Raw genomic sequence first — 20,766 nt, forward strand, 5'->3', positions numbered from 1 at the left:
GACCGGCGCGACGACGCGTGGAGCCCCGGCCGGACGATCCGGCCGGGGCTCCACGCCTGGCTCCGGTCAGCCGTCCGCCCGGCCGGCGAGCCAGCCCGCCAGGTGGTCGGGCCGGTCGGTGATGATCTCGTCCACGCCGAGCGCGACGGCGGCGGCCCAGTGCTCGGGCTCGTTCAGCGTCCAGACGGCGGTGGCGAGGCCCGCGTCGTGCAGCCGGGCGACGGCGTCCGGGTCGTCGCGCAGGACGGTGCCCTGCGGGTTGCACATGACGACGTCGAGCTCACGGCAGCGCTCGACGAGGTCGTCGCGGGCGGCGGTCACGAGCAGCCCGCGACGCAGCCCCGGGTCGGCGTCGCGCAGCGCGGCGACCGTCTCGGGCCAGAAGCTCTGCGCCACCGTGCGGTCGGCGAGCCCGGCCTCGCGCAGCGGCCCGGTGAGCCGCCGTACCTCCTGCGCGGACCACGCGCCCTTGACCTCCAGCAGCAGGTCCAGGCCGGGGCGGGCGCGCAGCAGGTCGGTCACCTCGTCGAAGGTCGGCACCCGCTGCCCCGCGTACGCGGGCGAGAACCACGACCCGGCGTCGAGCAGCCGCACCTCGCGCAGCTCCAGGTCGGCCAGCTTGCCGCTGCCGTTCGTCGTCGCGTCCACGGTGTCGTCGTGGAGGACGACGACCTCGCCGTCCGCGGTGAGGCGCACGTCGATCTCGAGCGAGTCGGCCCCCGCCAGCGCGGCACTCTCGAACGCCGCACGGGTGTTCTGCGGCGCGACGGCGCTGTTGCCGCGGTGCGCGACGACCCGCGGTCGGCGCGTCCCGGTCGGCCCGGTCGGCCCGGTCGGCCCGGTCGGCCCGGTCACAGGTAGGGCTCCACGTTCTCCTCGTACGCCTTCTCGATGCGCGGCGTGATCGCCTCGAACGCCGTCCTCGGGTCGGCGTCCTCGATGACGATCTGCTCCAGCGCCTCGTTGAGCAGCGCGTCGGCGCCCGGGACGAAGACGCGCACGTCGTCCTGCACGCGGGCCTTGTCGGCGAGCTGGTCGACGGCGGTGCGGAACTGCGGCGTCTGCTCGTACGTCTGCTTCATCGCGTCGCTCTCGACGGCGGAGGTGCGCACCGGCATGTAGCCCGTGGCCTGCGAGAACGTGGCCGTGTTCTCCGTGTCCGTCAGGAACTCGAGGAACATCGCGGCCGCGAGCTGCTGCTCCGGGGTCCGCGACGACGGGATGGCGAGGCCCGTGCCGCCGGTCGGGGTGCCGCCACCCTGCGGCCCGTCGGGCAGGTAGGCCGTGCCGACCTCGAACGACGCGGCGTCGAGCGCGCCCTTGAGCGAGCCGGTGGAGCCGATCGTCGAGGCGATCAGGCCGGACGAGAAGTCCGCCATCGCGTCGTCCGCGGAGAGCGTCGCGACGCCCGAGCCGTGGAACAGGTCGCGCACGAACTCGCCGCCCGCGACCGCCTCCGGGGTGTCGAGCGTGAGGTCGAAGCCGTCCGAGTAGGCGCCGTCCTGACCCCAGATCATGTTCTCGAACCACCAGGCGCCCCACGACGGGCCGGTGGACAGGCCGAGCGTCGAGCCGCCGTCCGGCACCTCGCCCTTCAGCTTCGCGTCCCAGTCGACCAGCTCGTCCCAGGTCTCCGGGCCGCGGTCGGGCAGGCCGGCCTTCGTCCACAGGTCCTTGTTGTAGTAGAAGAGCGGCGTGCTGCGGGCGTAGGGCACCGCCCAGTGCTGGTCGTCGTACTCGTAGTCCGCGTACAGGGCGGGCTGGAAGTCGTCCGCGTCGGCGTCGAGGAACTCCATGACGTCGTCCACGGGCATGATCTGGTCGTTCAGGTGGTACCGGAACCACCACACGTCGGACGCGATGACGACGTCGGGCAGCTCGTCGGTCTGCGAGGCGGCCTGGAAGCGCTGGGCGACCTCGTCGTAGTCGGCGCCGGCGGTCACGAGGTCGACCTCGATGCCGCTCTCGGCGGTGAAGTCGTCGATGAGCTGCTGCTCGAGCTCCTGCGACTGGCCCGGGTGGTTGCTCCACCAGGTGATCTCCTTGGCCGGCTCGACCTGCGACCAGTCGACGGCCTCCGCGGACGCGTCGCCAGAGGCCGTGGCCCCGACGCTCGGGCCGGCGCAGGCGGTGAGGGTGAGGGCCGAGACCGCGGCGAGCGCCGCGACGGCGGTGCGGGTGCGGCGGGCGGGACGGTGGGACACACGTGCTCCTTGGTTCGGGATGGTGCGGCGGAAGGGGTCGTCGGGCGGGTCAGCCGGTGACGGCGCCCGCGGTGAGGCCGGCGACGAGGCGTCGCTGGAGGACGAGGAAGACGAGGAGGATCGGCAGCGTCACGACGACCGTCGCGGCCAACAGCACGCCCCAGTTCGACATGCCGTCGGTGTTCTGCAGCAGCGTGAGGCCCACGGGGAGCGTCATCTTGTCGGCGTGGTCGACGACGAGGAACGGCCACAGGTAGTCGTTCCACTCGGACACGACGGAGACCAGGGCGACCGCCGCGAGCGTGGGGGTGCTCATCGGCACGACGAACCTCCACAGCTTGCGCCAGTGCCCGGCGCCGTCGAGCTCGGCCGCCTCGAGGATGGACGCCGGCAGCGTGAGGAAGTGCTGGCGGAACAGGAAGGTGCCGAACGCGCTGGCCAGGCCGGGCACGAGGATCCCCTGGTAGGTGTTGAGCCAGCCGAGGCTCGCCACCAGCGTGTAGTTGGGGATGATCGTGATCTGCGGCGGGATCATGAGCGTCGCGATGACCAGCCCGAACACCAGCCGCTTGAACGGGAAGTCGAGGAAGACCAGCGCGTACGCGCAGGCCAGCCCGAGCGCGACCTTGAGGCCGGCGCCGACGACGGTCAGGCCGATGCTGTTCCCGAGCAGCCGGCCCAGCGGGATCGCGCCCGCGGCCTGCGCGTAGTTGTCGAGCCCGGGCGACCCGGGCAGCCACTGCAGCGGCACCTGGTAGAGCTCCTCGGGCGTCTTGAGGCTGGCGAGGAGCAGCCACACCAGGGGCAGCCCGAGCACCACGGTCGCGAAGAGCATGGTGAGGTAGCCGCCGACCCGAGGCGGCCGTCGTCGTGCGCCGGTCCGGGCGGGCGCGTCCGGCGCGGGGGCGGCGGGCGCGGGGCGCGCCGGGGTGGCCGTGGCGGCGCTCATGCGTAGTGCACCTTCCGCTGGACGTACCGCATCTGCACCGCGGTGACGGCCAGCAGCACGAGGAACAGGACGGTGGCGACCGCGGACGCGTACCCGGCGCGGCCGTTCACGAAGCTCTCCTCGTAGATCGAGTACATGAGCGTCGTCGTGGAGCCCAGGGGGCCGCCCTGGGTCATCGCCTTGATGATGTCGAACGACTGCAGCGAGCTGAGCATCATCGTCACGAGCAGGAAGAACGTCGTGGGGGTGAGCAGCGGCAGCACGATCGAGCGCAGCGTGCGGGCCGAGGACGCGCCGTCGAGCGCGGCGGCGTCGCGCAGGTCCTGCGGGACCGCCTGCAGCCCGGCCAGGTAGATGAGGGCGACGTACCCGAGGTTCTTCCACAGGTACACGACGATCACCATGACCAGCGGCCACGGGCGCGCGGTGTACCAGTCGGGCGAGTCGAGTCCGACCCGGCCCAGCAGCTCCTGGACCAGCCCGTACCGCGGGTCGAACATGAACAGCCACAGGATGCCGACGGCGAAGCCGCTCAGCACGTACGGCGCGAACGCGACGGTGCGGGCGACGCCCCGGAACCGGAGCCGCCGGTTCAGCAGGAGGGCGAGGCCCAGGCCCAGCACCATCGCGCCGCCGACGGTCGCGACCGTGAAGACGAGCGTCGTGCCGACGACGCGGCCCGTGGTCGGCGCCGAGAACCACTCGACGTAGTTGCCGAGCCCGACGAAGCGGGCCGACGGGGACCCGAGGTTCCACTGCAGCGTCGAGAGGTAGAGGCTCTGCAGCAACGGGCGGTAGACGAAGACGAGGATGAGGAGGACGTTGGGGCCCGCCAGCAGCAGCGCCCACAGCAGGGCGGTCCGGCGGCGGCGGGCACCGAGGCGGCTGCGGGTGCGGGGGACGGGCGGTCGACCGGCGGGTGGGGTGCCCGCCCGGGCCGACGGGGCGTCCGGGAGGCCGGACGGCCGTGGGGTCACGACGGTGGTCACAGCCGCGACTCTAGGAACCGCTCCGTCCGAAATGTCCGGGTGGTCGGGGGTGCCCGTGAAGCGTTCGGGCAAGGTTCATCGCGGCGGTCCCCGCAGGTCACCGGCGCCTCGTGACGGTCACACGGACGTCAGCCGGGCGTCGTCGTCGGGACCCCCGCGCGAGGGTAGGCCCGGGTGCGCTCGGACGTGCCCATCCCCCACCGCACCGCGCGGGTGGCGACGGAGCCCGCCGGCCCGCCGAGGGTGCGGCGGAACCAGGAGCCGACGCTCAGCTCGTCGCGCGCCCAGCCCGGCAGGGTCGCGACCGCGCCCGCCGCCAGCAGCGCGTACGGCGGCCGGGCCGCGAGGGGCAGCGGAGGCTCGTCCAGCAGGAACCGCACCGTGTCCAGAGCGGCCGGCGACGCCTCCAGCTCCGGCCGGTACGCCTCGATCGTCGCGCGCAGGTCGGCCACCGTCTCCGGCACGACGACGGCGCCCAGCGCCCGCGCGACCCGCGCCGCCTGCGCCACGTACTCGTCCGCCTCGTCGTCGGTGAGCGGCCGCTCCCCGAACCGCTGGTGCGCGGTGAGGAACGAGTCCGCCTCCGCCGCGTGCACCCAGGTCAGCAGGTGCGGGTCGCCCGCGCGGTACGGGCGGCCGTCCGGCGCCTTCCCCCGCACCCGGTCGTGCACCGACCGCACCCGGTCCACCATCGCCTGCGCGTCGTCGGCGGTACCGAACGTCGTCGTCGCGAGGAACGTCGCCGTCCGCTCCAACCGCCCCCACGGGTCCCCGCGGTAGCCCGAGTGCCCCGCCACGCCCGCCATCGCCAGCGGGTGCAGCGACTGCAGCAGCAGCGCCCGCAGCCCGCCCACGAACATCGACGCGTCGGCGTGCACCCGCCCGATCGGACTGTCCGGCGGGAACCACCGCGGCCCCGGCGTCAGGTGGATCCGGTCGCGCGACGCGTACGCGTCGTCGCCCGCGACCTTCTGGAACAGCACGTCCCCCAGCCGCAGCCGCAGCCGCTCCACCGGGTTCGTCACCGTGGTCATCCCGCCAGTATCGCGCTGCTCCGGGAGGCACCGCTTGATCCGGCATCATCGTCCGTCGGACTGTTGTCGCGGCAAGCCGTTCGGCCACCTCCGTCCGTGAACAGCAGCACCAGCATTCCGGTGCGGGCGAACGGGGTGAAACACGCACCCACCTGGAGAGTTGGCGAAGCGAACTCTTGCCACGGCGTCGTCACGATGGTGAGCTCCACGCGTGGAGTCGATGGTCGAGGCGCAACTGCGGAAGCAGATCATGAAGTGGGTGGGCGAGCGCGCCGAGGCCAACGGGGGCTTTCTGCGACGCGAGGAGCTCCTGCGCGACTTCCGGGTCGACGGCGAGAGATTGGCCGTCATCGACTATTCGCGCGGCATCCGCAACCCGGCGTCGTTCAGTTCGACGCTGTCGATCGTCAGCGCCGCGGACGGGCCCTACGACGACACCGAGTCCGACGACGGCCTGCTGCACTATGCCTACCGCAAGGGCGACCCGTGGTCCGGCGACAACTCCAAGCTGCGCCGCGCGATGGAGACCCGTATGCCGTTGATCCTCTTCCGCAAGGAGATGCCGAACATCTACACGCCGGTCTTCCCGGTGTACGTGGTGGACGACGAGCCACAGAACCGGCAGTTCCTCATCGCGCTCGACGAGTCGTTCACTTTCCTACGGGACCCGCGCCACCTCACTCAGCCGCAGCGCGAGTACGCCCTCCGCCTTGCGAAGCAACGCCTCCACCAGCCGGCGTTCCGCACTCGTGTGCTCGTCGCGTACGACACCCGGTGCACGATCTGCGAGCTCAAGCACGGCGCCCTGCTCGACGCGGCCCACATCGTCCCGGACGGGCATGAGCTCGGCGCACCGACAGTGACCAACGGCCTCGCCCTCTGCAAGATCCACCACGCCGCATACGACCAGAACATGCTCGGCGTAACGCCGGACCACGAGGTGCGCATCGCTTTTCAACTGCTCGAGGAGACCGACGGTCCCATGCTGAAGCACGGGCTACAGGAGATGCACGGGCGCCAACTGTCATTGCCGCGCCGCCGCCCCGACCGCCCCGACCGCGACCACCTCGCGTGGCGCTACGAGCTCTTCTGCGCCGCCGGGGAGTCGACGAGGGTGTCGAGGTAACGCACGATCCGGACGACCGCGTCGCGCCCGGCGCGGTTGGCGCCGACGGTGGACGCGGACGGCCCGTAGCCGATGAGGTGCACGCGCGGCTCGCCGTCCACCTGCGTGCCGTCCATGCGGATGCCGCCGCCGGCGGTGCGCAGGTGCAGCGGGCGCAGGTGGTCGAGGGCGGCGCGGAAGCCGGTGTTCCAGAAGATGACGTCGACGGGGAGCAGGTCGCCGTCGGGCAGGACGACCCCGTCGGGCGCGACGCGCGTGAACATGGGGCGGCGCCGGAGCACCCCGCGCGCCTCGGCGGCGAGGAGCACCGGCGACTTGATGAGGCCGGTGACCGAGACGACGCTCAGGGGCGGCAGCCCCTCGCGCACGCGGTCGGCGACCATCGCCACGGCGCGCGCGCCGTCGCCGGAGTCGAAGGAGTCGCGCCACACCGGCTCGCGCCGCGTGAACCAGAAGGTCTGCGCGACGTGCGAGACCTCCTCCAGCAGCTGGACGGCGGAGATTCCCCCGCCGACGACGGCGACGCGCTGCCCGGCGAAGTCCTCCGCGCGGACGTAGTCGGCGGTGTGCAGCTGGCGGCCGCGGAACGTCTCCTGCCCCGGGTAGGCGGGCCAGAACGGCTTGGACCACGTGCCCGTCGCGTTCACGAGCGCCCGCGCGACGACGGTGCCGGTCCGGCCGGCGCCCTCCCAGCGGACGAGCAGCTCCCCGGCGCCCGCCTCCTCGACGCGGCGCACGCGCACCGGCCGCACGACGGGCAGGGCAAGCTCGCGCTCGTAGTCGCCGAAGTAGGCGGGCAGCACGTCCACGCTCGCCGCCTCCGGCTCGACGTCGGGCTGCTCGATGCCGGGCAGGTCGTGGATGCCGTTCACCGTGCTCATCCGCAGCGACCGCCACCGGTGCCGCCACGCCCCGCCGGGCCCGTCCTCGGCGTCGAGCACCAGGAACGTGCGCGCCCCGGCCGTCGCACCGTCGGCGGGCACGAACCCGCGCCGCCGCAGGTGGTACGCGGCGGACAGGCCCGCCTGGCCCGCGCCGACCACGACGACGTCGGCGGCCTGCGGCACTGCCTCGGTCGTCGTCATGCCTGGCGCAACGCCGCGGGGGGCGGCGGGCTTCCGGGGCGGGCATGTGGCGTCGGGCACCCGCCGGGTCGGTGTCCCCGCAGAGGACTAGCGTCGCGACCCATGACCTACGCGAACGTCGGCACGCTCGGCACGGCCCCCGGGAGGCGCGACGAGCTGGTCGCGCACCTCACGCAGCGCAGCGCGGAGCTCGCGGACGCGGGCTGCCTGCTCTACGAGGTCGGGGTGCGCGACGACCAGCCGGACACCGTGTTCGTGGCCGAGCTGTGGACGTCGGCCGAGGCGCACCGCGCGTCGCTGCAGCTCCCGCAGGTGCAGGCGTCCATCGCGGCGGCGCGGCCGCTGCTGTCCGGCGAGTTCGGCGGCTTCGACTTCACCGTCGTCGGCTCGCCGCTGCGGGCCTGACATGGGGCGCACGGCCGTCGTCGTCGGTGGCGGGATCGGGGGGCTCGCGTCGGGCGTCGCCCTGGCGCGTCGCGGGTGGGACGTGACTGTCGTGGAGCGCGCGACGTCGCTCGACCCCGTGGGCGCCGGCATCGCCGTCGCGCCCAACGCCGTGCGGGCGCTGGACGCCCTCGGCGTCGGGCACGCGACCCGCGACCTGGCCGCCCTGCAGGGCGAGGTGGGCCTGCGCCGCCCGGACGGGCGGTGGCTGCTGCGCAGCCGGGCCGAGGACTCGGCGTCGCTGTTCGGCGACCGCACCCTGCTGCTGCACCGCGCGCAGCTCGTGGGGCTGCTCGCGGACGCCCTCCCGGTCGGGTCGCTGCGGCTCGGGACGAGCGCCGTCGTGACCGACCCGGGCACGACGGCGCGGCCTGCGCGGGTCGCCCTGTCCGGCCCCTCGGGACCGGCTGACCTCGACGCCGACCTCGTCGTCGCGGCGGACGGCATCGGCTCCGCGACGCGGACGCGCTGGTGGGCGAGCGCGCCCGCGCCCGTGCCCGGCGGGTCGACGGCGTGGCGGTTCGTCGCGCCGCCCGTGCCTGGCCTCGTGGGCTCGGAGACGTGGGGCCGCGGGATCGTCGTGGGCGTCGCGCCGCTCGCCGACGGCCGCGTCTACTCCTATGTGTCCGTGGCGGAGGCCGCCGGCATCCCCGCCGACCTCGGCGAGCTGCGGGCACGCCTCGCCGACTGGCACGACCCGATCCCCGCGCTCCTTGCGTCCATCGACGACGGCGCCGTGCTGCGGCACGAGCTGCGCCGCCTCCCCGACGCCCCGGCCTCGCTGGCGGCGGGCCGGGTGGCGCTCGTCGGCGACGCCGCGCACGCCATGCTGCCGAACATCGGGCAGGGCGGGTGCCAGGCCCTCGAGGACGCCGTCGTGCTCGGTGTGCGCGTCGGGCCGGAGGACGACGTCGCCGCGGCGCTGCAGCACTGGTCGGCCGAGCGGCGGCCCCGGGTCCGGCAGGTGATGCGGATGTCGGCGCGCGTCGCGGGGCCCACCCTGTGGACGTCGACCGCGGCCGTCGCCGCCCGCGACGCGGGGATGCGCGCCCTCGGCCGCTGGACGGCGACGCTCGGTGCTCGTGCCCTGCAGCCCGTCCTGAGCTGGCACCCGCCCGAGCCGTAGCCTCGCCGGGCCGGCGCGACCTGCGACGACACGGTTGTCCACAGACACCGGGGCAACCATCTGGCGCTTTGCCCTACAGTGACCGCGACGTCACCGCCGACAGGGAGAGCCCGCCATGACCCGTACCCGGGCCATCCTCGCCGCCACCTCCATCGCCGCGGCCGCCGCGCTCCTCGTCGCCGGCTGCGACGGCGACGAGCCCGCCAAGCCCTCTCCCGAGCCCACCGCGACCAGCGCCGGCCCCGAGCCGTCACCCAGCGTGTCCTCGGTGGTCGTCGCACCCGAGCGTCCCCAGGCAATGGACAACGACGGCCCCGCCGGCGCCGAAGCCGCCGCCGTCTACTTCCTCGAGCTCGACGACTACATCATGAAGACGGGCGACACCGCCGAGTGGGAAGCGATGTCGCAGAAGAGCTGCGAGTACTGCGCGAACCGCCTCAAGCAGGCAGAAGAGATCGCTTCAAAGGGGTACCGCTGGAATAGCAAACCCACGAGTGCGAGGGTCACGCACACTTACGAACAAGACAGCTCGACCGGGATATGGCCGATCGACGTTGAAGTCGCGCAAGGCGCAGTCACACTCACAGATTCCAACGACAAGGTTCTATACGACGAAGACGCAATCAAGATTGACCTCTCCCTCGAAGTGACCCGAATGGACGACCGATGGGTGATGGTCGGCGTCGGAAACTCCAAGGACGCGTGAGGTCTTGCGCGGCATCGCCTTCGCCCTCGCCAGCCTTCTGTGGATTTCGCTCGCGCCATCGTTTGCACCGGTAGATCTCGCACGGGCTAAAGGCGCAGGCGACTCAACTTGGGGCCGGGCTGACCAGGCGACCGACACAATGGGCGTCGGTCGCGAGGGGAACGCGCATAGCAACACCTCGGGAAAAAATGGCGCGGGACGTGAAGACGAATCCAAGGACAAGTACGTCCGCGCGGACGAGGTGACGTGCCTCCAGCTGAACGACACCAACTATCTGTCCGACATCGCGAGAGCACCGGGCGCGTGCGACAACGGCGAGGTCGGCTTCATGACCGATCCGGACTGCGACGACCTGTGGCTGGCGGCGTTGTGGGTGCAGCGGGCCCGGGCCGGCGGTGAGTACGACGCGCCGGAGCAGGTCGCGGACGGCCAGTGCGTCACGCCGGCGGACATCGCCGCGGAGGCGCGTCGCGAGTTCCGGTCGATGAAGATCCCCACGCCGGAGGCGACGCTGCAGGGCAACCCGCCGATGGTGGTGAACGTGCACTACCCCGCGTACACGAGCGCGGCGCCGCAGGACCGCGAGGTCGAGCTGCTGACGGTGCCGGTGGTCATCCGGGCGGAGCCGACGGAGTTCGCGTGGGACTTCGACGACCCGTTCTCGGCGGGCGGCGGCACCCTCGTCACGACGGACCCCGGCCGGGCCTGGCGCTCCGGCGACCCGCTGCCGGACGCGTCGTGGGTCGGGCACACGTACAGCCGGCTCGGCACGCCCGGCACCGACGCGGGGACGGCGGAGGACGAGCACGGGAACGCCTACCGCACGGGTGTCGGCGTCTCGCTCACCACCACCTGGCAGGGCCGCTTCCGCGTGCAGGGCGCGAGCACCTGGACCGACATCCCGGGCACCATCACCACCACCAGCACCACGCCGGCCACCACGGTCACCGAGGCCCGCACCCGCCTGGTGTGCGACGACCTCGCCGACACCTCCACCTGCTGACCCGACGCCGCAGCGCCACCGCCCTGCCGGCGTCGTACCCGGCGAACGTTCCGCCGACGCGACGGCACGCCTCGTCCGCCGTCGGCGAACCCGGAAATTGAGTCGGGCGCGCTCAAGTTGAACCGGTCAGCAGCAACTCACCTGGAGGAGGACAGCATGACCACCACCCTGACCCGCACCCCGTTCGCCGACGCGTGGCTCCGCGACCTGTGGACCCCGCGCCTCGCCACCGAGGGCCCCGTGCCCGCGGCCGACGTGTACCGCGACGGGGAGGACCTCGTCGCCCGCCTCGACCTGCCGGGCGTCGACCCGGCCGAGGACGTCACCGTCGAGGTCGAGGGGCGCAAGCTCGTCGTGCGCGGCGAGCGCAAGGACCAGCGCTCGGTGGAGTCCGAGGGCCGCCGCATCTCGGAGGTCCGGTTCGGCGCGTTCCGACGCGTCGTGACCCTGCCGAAGGCCGTGGACGGCGACGCCGTCCGCGCGTCCTACGACGCGGGCGTCCTGACGGTCACCGTCGCCGGCGTCTTCGCCGGCACGACGCCGCAGCGCGTCGAGGTCACCACCGCCTGATCCCCGTCAGGCGCACCCCGACGGCGCCCGGTCGCACCCGCGACCGGGCGCCGTCGTCGTTCCGCGGAGCTGCGCTCAGAACACACCCACCAGGTCGGCGACCATGACGAGGACGATCAGCAGCGCGAAGCCGCCGCCGGCGATCGCGGCGACGAGGGCGAACCGGTCGCTGCCGGAGCGCCGCGGCCGCAGGCCGGCCTCCTTCGCGGTCGACGTGAGGACGGCACGCACGGGTGACGGCGAGAACGCGTAGTTCACGACCCCCTCGACCCCGCCGTGGTCGCTGAAGCCCACGACGATGCGCCGCGTCCAGCTCCACCGGGTGCCGGTGAACACCTCGGTCCGCAGGGCGGCGCCGAGGTGGGGCACCGGCCCGTCCATGCCGCCGGACCACTGCACCTCCCGGGTGGTCTCGGTGATCGTGTACGTGCCGGCGGCGGCGTCCGCGCGCAGCGCGAGCTCGTACGTCTCCCGCAGCCCGTGCCGGGACAGCACGCCCCACCAGCGGGCGTCGGCGAGGTCGATCCGCACGGTGAGGGAGTCGTCGGTGACGTCGACGACGCGGTACGGCGTCTCGGCGAGCCGTGGCTCGAGCAGTGCGGCGAGGTGGGCGGCGGTAGGCACGCGCGCACAGTACGGCACCGCCGCCTGCCGCCCTGTCACACCTCCGCCCCTCGTCTCGTCGTCACCGTGAGCAACGATCATCGAGCAACCGACCGAGGAGACGAGATGTCGCACAGGACCCAGATCGTGGTGGTGGGCGGCGGGTACGCCGGCGTGACGGCGGCCAACCGCCTGACGAAGCGCGACGACGTGACGGTGACGCTGGTCAACGACCGCCCCCAGTTCGTGGAGCGGATCCGGCTGCACCAGCGGGCGGCGGGCACGCACGCCGCGGTCGCGGACTACACGAGCGTGCTGGCGGAGGGGGTGCGGCTGGAGGTCGCCACCGTCGACCGGATCGACGCCCCCGCACGCCGCCTGGTGCTGGCCGACGGCGGCACGCTCGCCTACGACTGGCTGGTGTACGCGGCGGGCAGCGGCAGCGCGGCGCCGTCCGTGCCCGGCGCGGCGGAGCACGCGTTCGCGCTGGCGAGCCTGGAGGAGGCCGACCGGCTGGTCCCGGCCCTCGCGGCCGCCGGTCCCGCGGCCCGGGTGACGGTGGTCGGCGCGGGCCCGTCCGGCATCGAGACCGCGTCGGAGCTGGCCGAGCAGGGCCGCGCGGTGACGCTGGTCTGCGGCGACCTGCTCGGGCCGTACCTGCACCCGCGGGGCCGGCGCGCGGTCGAGGAGCAGCTCGTGCGGCTCGGCGTCACGATCCTCCAGGGCCCGCGCGCCACGGTCACGGCGGTGACGCGCGACGCCGTGCAGCTCGCCGACGGCCGCGACGTGCCGAGCGACGTCACCGTCTGGACCGTCGGGTTCCGGGCGGCGGGCCTCGCGGCCCGCAGCGGGCTGACCACGGACGACGCCGGCCGCCTGCGCACGGACGAGACGCTGACCAGCCTGGACGACGAGCGCATCGTGGCCGCGGGCGACGCCGCCGCACCGTCGGACCTGCCGTTCCGGATGAGCTGCCAGGCCGCCGGCCAGCTCGGCGGAGGCGCCGGGGACACGCTGCTCGCCCGCCTCGCCGGCACGGAGCCGGCGCCGGTCACGGTCGGCTTCGTCGGCCAGTGCCTCAGCCTGGGGCGGGGCGCGGGGCTGTTCCAGTTCGCCCGGCGCGACGACGTCCCCGTCCGCGTCTTCCTCGGCGGCCGGCTCGGCGCGCGGGCGGGCGCGTGGCTCAAGGAGCTCGTATGCCGGAGCACCGTCCAGGGCCTCACCTGGGAGGCGCGCCGACCGGGCATCATGCGCTACCCGTCGTTCGTCGGTGACCCGCGACGCCGGGACGTGCTCGCCGCCCGGGCCGCGGCCGCCGGGGCACGGGCCGACGTCGCCGAGCCCGCGCGACCGGCCGACGTCCCGGTCGCCTAGACCGAGGCGCCCGGACCGGAGACGCCGGAGGGCCGCACCGGGAGGATCCCGGTGCGGCCCTTGCCGTGCGCGAGGCGTCAGCCGATCCGGCGCCGGTAGACCGAGACGGCGACGCCGTACGCGATCAGCAGGATCCCGACGAGCCAGCCCAGCGCGACCCAGATGTCCGTGCCGACGGGCTGCTCGGCGAACAGCGCCCGGATCGTGTCGACGATCGACGTCACCGGCTGGTGCTCGGCGAACCAGGCGACCGGGGCCGGCATCGTCTCGGTGGGCACGAAGGCCGAGCTGATGAACGGCAGGAAGATCAGCGGGTAGCTGAAGGCGCTCGCGCCGTCCACGGTCTTGGCCGAGATGCCGGCGATGACGGCCAGCCAGGTCAGCGCGAGGGTGAACAGGACGAGGATCCCGGCCACGGCGAGCCAGGCCCCCACCGACGCCCCGGTGCGGAAGCCCATGATCAGGGCGACCGCGACGACGATCGCGACGGAGACCACGTTCGCCACGACCGACGTGAGCACGTGCGCCCACAGCACGCTCGACCGCGCGATCGGCATGGACTGGAAGCGGTCCACGATGCCGCCCTGCATGTCGAGGAACAGCCGGTAGGACGTGTAGGCGACGCCCGACGCGATCGTGATGAGCAGGATGCCGGGCAGCATGTAGTTGATGTACGACTCGTCGGAGCCGGTGTTGATGGCGCCGCCGAAGACGTAGACGAACAGCAGCATCAGCGCGATCGGCGTCACCGCGGTGGTGATGATCGTGTCGGGGCTGCGGAGGATGTGGCGCAGCGAGCGGCCCGTGAGGACGCGGGTGTCGCCGAGGACGTGGGCGGTCATCAGGATTCCTTTCCGGTGCTGCTCTGGTCGGTGGTGGCGGTGGTGCCGACGAGCGCGAGGAAGACGTCCTCGAGGGACGGCTGCTTCTCGACGTACTCGACCTCGGCGGCGGGGAGGAGCTGCTTGAGCTCGGCGAGCGTGCCGTTCTGGATGATCGTGCCCTCGTGCAGGATCGCGATCCGGTCCGCGAGCTGCTCGGCCTCGTCGAGGTACTGCGTGGTGAGCAGCACCGTGGTGCCGCCCTGCGCGAGCGCCTTCACGGTCTGCCACACGTCGATGCGGGCCTGCGGGTCCAGCCCGGTCGTGGGCTCGTCGAGGAAGACGATCGGCGGGTGGCCGATGAGGCTCATCGCGATGTCGAGGCGACGACGCATGCCGCCCGAGTACGTCCCCGCCCGGCGCGCGCCGGCCTCCGTGAGGGAGAACCGCGCGAGCAGGTCGTCGGCGATCTCGCCGGGGTTCGGCAGGTGCCGCAGCCGGGCGACGAGCACGAGGTTCTCGCGTCCGGTGAGGACCTCGTCGACGGCGGCGAACTGGCCGGTGAGGCTGATCGACTCGCGCACGTCGCCGGGCTTGTCCGCGACGTCGAACCCGTGCACGACGGCGGTGCCCGCGTCGGCCTTGAGCAGCGTCGACAGGATGCGCACCAGCGTGGTCTTGCCGGCGCCGTTCGAGCCCAGCAGCGCGAAGATGCTGCCCGACGCGACGTCGAGCTCGACGCCGCGCAGCACGTGCAGCTCGCCGAAGGACTTCTCGATGCCCCGCACCCGGATGGCGGCGGGGGTCTGGCCGGTGGTCTGTTCCGTGGTCATGTCCGGTGCTCCGTTTCCTGTGTCGTTCACGGCCGGCGGACGACGACGTCGCCGAAGCCGGTGCTGGCGTGGATCTCTGCGGTGTTCTCGTCCTCGACCGGCCCCTCGGTGGGGGTCAGCAGGTTGCGGACGGAGCCGTTCTCGGAGGAGACGTCGAGGTACGCGGCGGTGCCCTCGGGCACCCCCACCTCGATCGACCCGAAGGAGGACGTGAGGGTGACGGCGCCGGACTCGAGGTCGTTGACCCGGATGCTGGCGTGGGCGGACTTGGCGGTCAGGGTGCCGCGGACGCGGCTCACCGCGATGTCGCCGTGCGCCCCGTGCACCTCGAGGGTGCCGGTGACGGAGCCGACCGTGGTGGTGCCGTTGCTCGCCCGGATCGCGCCGTCCCCGGAGACCTCGTCGAGGAAGACGGACCCGGCGGAGACCTTGACGTCCAGGCTCCCGGTGACGCGGCCGGCGGTCGCCGTACCGGCGGAGACCTTGAGGTCGAGCCGCTCGACGTCGTCCACGCGGGCGTTGCCGGCCGACAGGGTCATGTCGACGGCGCCGAGCGCGCCCTCGGCGTACAGCGACCCGGCCTTGCCGCTCAGCGACGAGCCCTCGGGGAGCTCGACGGTGATGTCGGCGGTGCCGGACGCGAACGGGAGCACGTACTGCTTCCACGAGCCGGGGTAGGTGATCGAGACGGCGTCGCCGTCCCGGTCGACCCGCACGGCCTCTGCGGCGCGCACGCTGCCGGACTTGGTGTTGGTGGGCAGCACGGTGACGACGACGTCGTCACGCTCCCCGGCGACGACGTGCACGTTGGCGAAGGGCACGTCGACGACGACGGGGACGGGCTGGGTGGCGGGGAAAGTGGGCATGACGGGGCTCCAACGATGGTGTCGGCGTGGTGTCAGGGAGGGTGGGACGGCGGAGCGGCGTGGTGTCGCGAGGGGATCAGCGCACCCAGCCGGTGACGCGGCCGGAGCCGCGCTGCTGCGGACGGGCCTGCGCGGCCGGGCGTCCGGTGGACTGCTCGAGCGCGACGGCGACCGCGCGGACGAGCCACGTGTTGACGGAGATGCCGTCGCGGGCGGCGGCGACCTCGACCTGGGACTTGAGGTGGTCGGGCAGGCGGAGCGTGGTGCGGGTGGTGGCGCCGCCCTCCGGCTCCGGGGCGGGCGCGGCCGGCGCCGCGTCCGCGCCGGGCTCCGGGGCCGAAGCCTCGGCCGAGACCCGGGGGACGGTGACGACGAACTCGGGCGACCCGCCACGGAGGCGGATGTCGACCGACCCCGGGGCGAGCTCCGCGGAGATCTCGCCCGCCGCGTTCGAGAGGGCCTCGAGGAGCACCAGGCGAGCGGCGGCGTCGAGCGGAGCGGTCAGGCGACCGGCGAGCTCCCTCGCCTCGTCGCCGCCCGCGGCGGCTGCGGTCCCGAGCTGCCGCTGCAGCTCGTCGACGTATCTCGTGAGGTCCATGGCTCCACTATGACACCACCGTGGTGTCACCGCAAGAGGTTTGGTGTCACGAGTTGCGCGACGTGGTGTCACACGCCTCGGGAGACCTGCCAGGCCCAGGCGACGAGCGGGACCTGCAGCGGCAGGCGCCCCCAGGCGACCGCGGGGCGGCGCGCCCACGCACGGGCGCCGGAACGGGAGTCGAGCGCCATCTTCACGTTCCCGGGGAACACCGCCACGAACAGGGCGGCCGTCGCGAGCCCGCCCGCCCGCCGGGTGGCGGGCACCGCGACCGCCGCGGCGCACGCGAGCTCGGCCACGCCGCTGCCGTACACCCAGGCGCGCGGCGAGCCGAGGGCAGTCGGGATCAGCCCCTCGAAGACCCGGGGGCGGGCGAGGTGCAACGCACCGGCGGCGGTCAGGGTCGCCGCCAGCCCGGCGGCGAGCAGGTGCGGGGTGCGGGACATGCCCCGACCGTATCGGGCGCCCGGCGCGCGCACGGTAGCGTGCCGGGGATGGAGAGCTCGGCACGAGGCGCTCGCACCGGCGTGCGGCTGTTCGACGACGTGCGGCCGGACGAGACGGACCGGGCGTACCTGCCCGGCATGAGCAGCGCGTGGAAGATGCCCTGGTACGACGTGCAGAGCTGGTGGCGCCGCGCCGGGCGCCTGCACCGCCGCACGGTCGAGCTGACCGGGATCGCCCCCGGGCAGCACGTGCTCGACGTCGGCTGCGGCACCGGGAACCTGACGCTCACGGTGCTGCGGGACGTGCCGGACGCGGCGGTGACCGGCGTCGACCCGGACGGCGCGGCGCTGCGCCGCGCGGCCCGCAAGGCGCGGCGACGACGGGTCGGGCGGCGCGGCTCCCTCACGCTCGTGCGCGGCTTCGCGGACCGGCTGCCCGCCGCGGACGCGAGCGTCGACCACGTCGTCTCCTCGCTCGCCCTGCACCACGTGCCGCTCGACGAGAAGCGGCGGTTCGCCGCCGAGCTCGGGCGCGTGCTGCGCCCCGGCGGGCTCGTCACGATCGCCGACCTCGACGCCCCGGGACACGACCACAGCGGCGGGCACGGCGGCGGGCACGGCGGCGGGCACGGGCACGGCTCCGGCCACGACGACGCGCGCGACCGCGGGCACGGCGGCCACCGGCACCACGAGATCGGCGTGAACCAGCACCGGGAGGACAACGCCGACGGCGGCATCCAGCGGCTGCTGACCGACGCAGGACTCGCCGACGCGCGCGAGGTGGACCGCGCCACGTTCATGGACACGCCGGTGATGTGGGTGCAGGCGCGCCGCCCCTGAGGTCGCCCCCTTGGTCAGGCGCCCTGGGGTGCGAACTGGGAGAGCACCAGCTCGGCGCCGAAGGGGTCGCGGACGGTGACGGCGCGGACCCACGCGTTGTCGTCCGTGGAGACCACGGTGCCCCCGGCGCGCCGCGCGGCCTCGGCGGCCGCGTCCCGGTCGGCGACGGCGAACACGATCGACCAGTGCGCGGGCCCGTCGGTGGGCTCGATCCCGGCGACGGCGTCGGCGAAGCCCGGCGGGGCGAATCCCGCCTGCCGGTCGTGGATGTCGGGGTCGGACGTCGCGGCGAGGTGGTCGCCGTACCCGGGCACGCGCGCCATGCCGATCGCGAGCTCCGGGTCGACCGCCCAGCCGAGCAGCGGTCCGTAGAACGCGAGCGCCGCCCCGCCGTCGGGCGTGCGCAGGTTGCTGAAGTTCCAGGTGCCCGGCGCGTTGACCACCTGGGCCCCCGGCCGGGTGCCCGCCTGCCAGAGCCGTCCGGGCGCGCCCTGCGGGTCGCGGAAGCGGACCATCGTGCCGGCCACCGACCCCGGCGGGCCCACGGGCTCGGGCGGCGTCACGACCTGCCCGCCGAGCTCCGCGACCCGCGCCGCGGCGGCGGCCGCGTCGTCCACCGCGAGATAGGTGTTCCACGCCACGGCGCCCTCGGCGGGCGCCCCCGGGTCCGGCGTCGCGAACGCCGCGACGGCGGTGGCGTCCGTGCCGTCGAGCGACGCGACGACGTAGCGGCCCGGCGCGCCGGGCGGCAGCTTCTCGGTGAACGACCAGCCGAACAGCGCGCCGTAGAACGCGAGCGCGGCGTCGACGTCGGCCACCTCCAGGTCGATCCAGCTCGGGACACCGTGCGGGTAGGTGTGCGTCATGCCCCCACCCTGCTCCCCGCCCCCGACACCGGCAGCGTCAGACCGTCCCGGCCGGTCCCGCCGTCAGGTCGGTCACGAGGTGCAGCGAGTCGCCGTGCACGGCGTCCGCCTCCACGCGGCCGCTCGCCACGAAGCCCACCTTGGCCAGCACCCGGCGCGAGGCGGTGTTCCAGTCGCGCACGGTGGCCCACACCCGGGCGCAGCCCGACTCCCGCGCCCAGCCGAGGACGGCACGGGCCGCCTCGGTCGCGTACCCGCGGCCCCACGTCCGGCGCAGCAGCTCGAACGCCAGCTCCGGCTCGTCCCCGGTGCCGGCGGCGCCGTCGATCAGGCCGCAGTACCCGACGACCTCGCCGGTGGCCGCGACCTCCACGGCCAGCAGCCCGCGCGCCGGCGGCCGGGCGCCGTCGCGGACCCAGGCCTCGACGTCCTCGAGGGTGGGCCGTCCGGCGGCGTCGATCCGACGGTGCTCGGGGACGCGAGGGTCGCGCTCCGCCCACAGCTCCCGCTGGACCGGCGCGTCCTCGACCCGCCAGGGGCGCAGCCGCAGGCGGTCGGTCTCGAGCACGATCGCGGGCCCGCGGGCGGAGAGGACTCCCATGCGACCGACCCTAGACGCGGCGGCACCGGGCCCGTCCGGACCCGGCCCGTCTCCCGCGAACCTGGCGTTCATCCACAGGTCGCCGTGGCGCCCTTCCCCCGGGCCGCCCCGCTCCCTACCGTGGCCTCCATGACCTCCCGCCGTCGCGCCCCCGAAGCCCGCGCCGCCACCCGTCGCACCGCCGCTCGCAGCACCGTGACCGCCGCGGCCGCGCTCGCCCTCGGTGCGGGCCTCGCCGTCACGCCGCTGGCGGCGAGCGCCGGCGGCACCGGCCACGGCCACGGTCACGGCGGCGGGAGCGGGAGCACCCCGCTGCGCGTCGCCACCTACAACCTGTCGCTGAACCGCGCGACGGAGGGCGAGCTGCAGGCCGACCTGTCCACGGGCGACGACGCGCAGGCGCGCACGGTCGCGGAGGTCGTCCAGCGCGCGGACCCGGACGTGGTGCTGCTCAACGAGTTCGACTACGACGCCGCGCACGCCGGCGTGGACCTGTTCCGCGAGAACTACCTGGAGGTGCCGCAGGGCGGTGCCGACCCGGTCCGCTACCGCTACGCGTACACCGCGCCGTCGAACACCGGGGTCCCGAGCGGCTTCGACCTCGACAACGACGGCACCGTGGGCGGCGGCAACGACGCGTTCGGCTTCGGGGAGTTCGAGGGCCAGTACGGCATGGTCGTGCTGTCGAAGTACCCGATCGACACGAGGAACGTGCGCACGTTCCAGCAGTTCCTGTGGAAGGACATGCCGGGCGCGCTGCTGCCCGACGACCCGGCGACGGCGGAGCCGGACGACTGGTACTCCCCCGCCGAGCTGGACGTCGTGCGGCTCTCGAGCAAGTCGCACTGGGACGTGCCGGTGCGCGTGGGGAAGCGGACGGTGCACGTGCTCGCCGCGCACCCGACGCCGCCCACGTTCGACGGCCCGGAGGACCGCAACGGCCGCCGCAACCACGACGAGATCCGCTTCTGGGCCGACTACGTGACGCCCGGCGTCGCGTCCCGCTACATCTACGACGACGAGGGCGGGCGCGGCGGCCTGAAGCCGGGCGAGCGGTTCGTCGTCGTCGGCGACCAGAACGCCGACCCGCTCGACGGCGACTCCGTGAACACGGCGATCGACCAGCTGCTGGACAACCCGCGCATCACGGACCCGCGGCCGACGTCGGCCGGCGCGATCGAGGCGGCGACCCTGCAGGGCGGCGCCAACGCGACCCACTGGGGCGACCCGGCCCTCGACACCGCGGACTTCTCCGACGCCGCACCCGGCAACCTGAGGGCCGACTACGTGCTGCCGTCGAAGGGCCTGAAGGTACGCGGCGCCGGGGTGTTCTGGCCCACTCAGGCCGACCCGTTGTCGCGGCTGACGGGCGTGTACCCGTTCCCGTCGAGCGACCACCGGCTCGTCTGGGTGGACGTCGCGACCCGCTGACCGTCGCCCGCGACGACCGTCGCAGGCCGCTGACCTGGGCATCCATACGGATTTCTCACCCGCTGCACCGCGGCCCGCGTGTGGCGACCGCCCGCGGGTCGGGTGCAGGGTGGGGAGTGCTGTGCTCGCCGTGGAGCATGACGTGCCCGCCGAGCGCAGGGAACCCGACCGGCCCGGAGCCGGTCCCTCGCACCCGTCGCACGTGCGGCGCGCGCCACCGCCGACGGCCTCGACCCGCCGGCCCGCCAGTC

The 20,766-nt window shown here is 74.1% G+C and carries 23 protein-coding genes; 9 read left to right on the forward strand and 14 right to left on the reverse strand.

Annotated features, from left to right (window positions below; all coding sequences use genetic code 11):
* Positions 1–66: 66 nt before the first annotated feature.
* The 5 genes from ACFU5J_RS14050 to ACFU5J_RS14070 form a co-directional block, all read right to left on the reverse strand.
* Positions 67–855 carry a glycerophosphodiester phosphodiesterase gene (locus tag ACFU5J_RS14050; RefSeq protein WP_430579115.1) on the reverse strand — a complete coding sequence of 263 codons (789 nt, stop codon included), beginning with the start codon at positions 853–855 and terminating at the stop codon, positions 67–69.
* Positions 852–2,204, reverse strand: coding sequence for an ABC transporter substrate-binding protein (locus ACFU5J_RS14055; RefSeq protein WP_430579116.1), 1,353 nt, complete (start codon positions 2,202–2,204; stop codon positions 852–854). Before ACFU5J_RS14055 ends, ACFU5J_RS14050 begins: the two co-directional genes overlap by 4 nt.
* Positions 2,205–2,253: 49 nt before the next feature.
* Positions 2,254–3,153: a carbohydrate ABC transporter permease gene (locus ACFU5J_RS14060; RefSeq protein ID WP_430579117.1), complete on the reverse strand. Its 900-nt coding sequence runs from the start codon at positions 3,151–3,153 to the stop codon at positions 2,254–2,256.
* Positions 3,150–4,142 carry a carbohydrate ABC transporter permease gene (locus ACFU5J_RS14065; RefSeq protein WP_430573873.1) on the reverse strand — a complete coding sequence of 331 codons (993 nt, stop codon included), beginning with the start codon at positions 4,140–4,142 and terminating at the stop codon, positions 3,150–3,152. The genes ACFU5J_RS14060 and ACFU5J_RS14065 overlap by 4 nt, the downstream gene beginning before the upstream one ends.
* 128 nt (positions 4,143–4,270) lie before the next feature.
* Positions 4,271–5,176 carry an oxygenase MpaB family protein gene (locus tag ACFU5J_RS14070; protein WP_430579118.1) on the reverse strand — a complete coding sequence of 302 codons (906 nt, stop codon included), beginning with the start codon at positions 5,174–5,176 and terminating at the stop codon, positions 4,271–4,273.
* 220 nt (positions 5,177–5,396) lie between these two features.
* Between ACFU5J_RS14070 and ACFU5J_RS14075 the strand changes: the two genes are divergently transcribed.
* Positions 5,397–6,302 carry an HNH endonuclease gene (locus ACFU5J_RS14075; RefSeq protein WP_430579172.1) on the forward strand — a complete coding sequence of 302 codons (906 nt, stop codon included), beginning with the start codon at positions 5,397–5,399 and terminating at the stop codon, positions 6,300–6,302.
* On the opposite strand, the gene ACFU5J_RS14080 is transcribed toward ACFU5J_RS14075, so the two are convergent.
* Positions 6,254–7,387: an FAD-dependent oxidoreductase gene (locus tag ACFU5J_RS14080; protein ID WP_430579119.1), complete on the reverse strand. Its 1,134-nt coding sequence runs from the start codon at positions 7,385–7,387 to the stop codon at positions 6,254–6,256. The genes ACFU5J_RS14075 and ACFU5J_RS14080 overlap by 49 nt on opposite strands.
* A gap of 102 nt (positions 7,388–7,489) precedes the next feature.
* On the opposite strand from ACFU5J_RS14080, the gene ACFU5J_RS14085 reads away from it, so the two are divergent.
* The 5 genes from ACFU5J_RS14085 (at position 7,490) to ACFU5J_RS14105 (ending at position 11,236) form a co-directional block, all read left to right on the forward strand.
* Positions 7,490–7,792 (forward strand): putative quinol monooxygenase, encoded by a 303-nt coding sequence (locus ACFU5J_RS14085; protein ID WP_430579120.1) that lies wholly within the window; start codon positions 7,490–7,492, stop codon positions 7,790–7,792.
* A gap of 1 nt (position 7,793) precedes the next feature.
* A complete protein-coding gene (locus tag ACFU5J_RS14090; RefSeq protein ID WP_430579121.1) occupies positions 7,794–8,957 on the forward strand; it encodes an FAD-dependent oxidoreductase in 1,164 nt (387 codons plus the stop codon).
* A gap of 115 nt (positions 8,958–9,072) precedes the next feature.
* Positions 9,073–9,663 (forward strand): DUF6318 family protein, encoded by a 591-nt coding sequence (locus ACFU5J_RS14095; RefSeq protein WP_430579122.1) that lies wholly within the window; start codon positions 9,073–9,075, stop codon positions 9,661–9,663.
* Between the two features lie 328 nt (positions 9,664–9,991).
* Positions 9,992–10,666: a hypothetical protein gene (locus ACFU5J_RS14100; RefSeq protein ID WP_430579123.1), complete on the forward strand. Its 675-nt coding sequence runs from the start codon at positions 9,992–9,994 to the stop codon at positions 10,664–10,666.
* 156 nt (positions 10,667–10,822) lie between these two features.
* The gene (locus tag ACFU5J_RS14105; protein WP_430579124.1) at positions 10,823–11,236 is read left to right on the forward strand and encodes an Hsp20/alpha crystallin family protein; all 414 of its coding nucleotides are present in this window, start codon (positions 10,823–10,825) and stop codon (positions 11,234–11,236) included.
* 75 nt (positions 11,237–11,311) lie between these two features.
* On the opposite strand, the gene ACFU5J_RS14110 is transcribed toward ACFU5J_RS14105, so the two are convergent.
* Complete coding sequence (locus ACFU5J_RS14110; protein WP_430579125.1) at positions 11,312–11,860, reverse strand: hypothetical protein; 549 nt, start codon at positions 11,858–11,860, stop codon at positions 11,312–11,314.
* A 105-nt stretch (positions 11,861–11,965) separates the two neighbouring features.
* Here ACFU5J_RS14110 and ACFU5J_RS14115 point away from each other — a divergent pair, with 105 nt between their 5' ends.
* The gene (locus ACFU5J_RS14115; protein WP_430579126.1) at positions 11,966–13,213 is read left to right on the forward strand and encodes an NAD(P)/FAD-dependent oxidoreductase; all 1,248 of its coding nucleotides are present in this window, start codon (positions 11,966–11,968) and stop codon (positions 13,211–13,213) included.
* Positions 13,214–13,290: 77 nt separating this feature from the next.
* Here the strand turns inward: ACFU5J_RS14115 and ACFU5J_RS14120 are convergent, their stop codons facing one another.
* From ACFU5J_RS14120 to ACFU5J_RS14140, 5 genes are all read right to left on the reverse strand, one after another.
* The gene (locus ACFU5J_RS14120) at positions 13,291–14,055 is read right to left on the reverse strand and encodes an ABC transporter permease (protein WP_430573863.1); all 765 of its coding nucleotides are present in this window, start codon (positions 14,053–14,055) and stop codon (positions 13,291–13,293) included.
* Positions 14,055–14,867, reverse strand: a complete 813-nt coding sequence (locus ACFU5J_RS14125; protein WP_430573862.1) for an ABC transporter ATP-binding protein — start codon at positions 14,865–14,867, stop codon at positions 14,055–14,057. The genes ACFU5J_RS14120 and ACFU5J_RS14125 overlap by 1 nt, the downstream gene beginning before the upstream one ends.
* A 26-nt stretch (positions 14,868–14,893) precedes the next feature.
* On the reverse strand, positions 14,894–15,733 hold the full coding sequence (locus ACFU5J_RS14130; RefSeq protein ID WP_430573861.1) for a DUF4097 domain-containing protein: 840 nt from the start codon (positions 15,731–15,733) through the stop codon (positions 14,894–14,896).
* A gap of 76 nt (positions 15,734–15,809) precedes the next feature.
* Positions 15,810–16,331 (reverse strand): toxin-antitoxin system HicB family antitoxin, encoded by a 522-nt coding sequence (locus ACFU5J_RS14135; protein WP_430573860.1) that lies wholly within the window; start codon positions 16,329–16,331, stop codon positions 15,810–15,812.
* A 68-nt stretch (positions 16,332–16,399) separates the two neighbouring features.
* Positions 16,400–16,777 (reverse strand): hypothetical protein, encoded by a 378-nt coding sequence (locus ACFU5J_RS14140; RefSeq protein WP_430579127.1) that lies wholly within the window; start codon positions 16,775–16,777, stop codon positions 16,400–16,402.
* Between the two features lie 48 nt (positions 16,778–16,825).
* On the opposite strand from ACFU5J_RS14140, the gene ACFU5J_RS14145 reads away from it, so the two are divergent.
* Positions 16,826–17,617 carry a class I SAM-dependent methyltransferase gene (locus tag ACFU5J_RS14145; protein WP_430579128.1) on the forward strand — a complete coding sequence of 264 codons (792 nt, stop codon included), beginning with the start codon at positions 16,826–16,828 and terminating at the stop codon, positions 17,615–17,617.
* A gap of 14 nt (positions 17,618–17,631) precedes the next feature.
* On the opposite strand, the gene ACFU5J_RS14150 is transcribed toward ACFU5J_RS14145, so the two are convergent.
* Together ACFU5J_RS14150 and ACFU5J_RS14155 are read right to left on the reverse strand one after the other, a co-directional pair.
* Positions 17,632–18,483, reverse strand: coding sequence for a VOC family protein (locus tag ACFU5J_RS14150; protein WP_430579129.1), 852 nt, complete (start codon positions 18,481–18,483; stop codon positions 17,632–17,634).
* A gap of 37 nt (positions 18,484–18,520) precedes the next feature.
* A complete protein-coding gene (locus ACFU5J_RS14155; RefSeq protein ID WP_430579130.1) occupies positions 18,521–19,084 on the reverse strand; it encodes a GNAT family N-acetyltransferase in 564 nt (187 codons plus the stop codon).
* A gap of 129 nt (positions 19,085–19,213) precedes the next feature.
* Between ACFU5J_RS14155 and ACFU5J_RS14160 the strand changes: the two genes are divergently transcribed.
* Positions 19,214–20,515, forward strand: coding sequence for an endonuclease/exonuclease/phosphatase family protein (locus ACFU5J_RS14160; RefSeq protein ID WP_430579131.1), 1,302 nt, complete (start codon positions 19,214–19,216; stop codon positions 20,513–20,515).
* The last annotated feature ends 251 nt before the right edge of the window (positions 20,516–20,766 follow it).

Source organism: Isoptericola sp. NPDC057559 (genome assembly GCF_042801555.1).
GTDB lineage: Bacteria > Actinomycetota > Actinomycetes > Actinomycetales > Cellulomonadaceae > Isoptericola.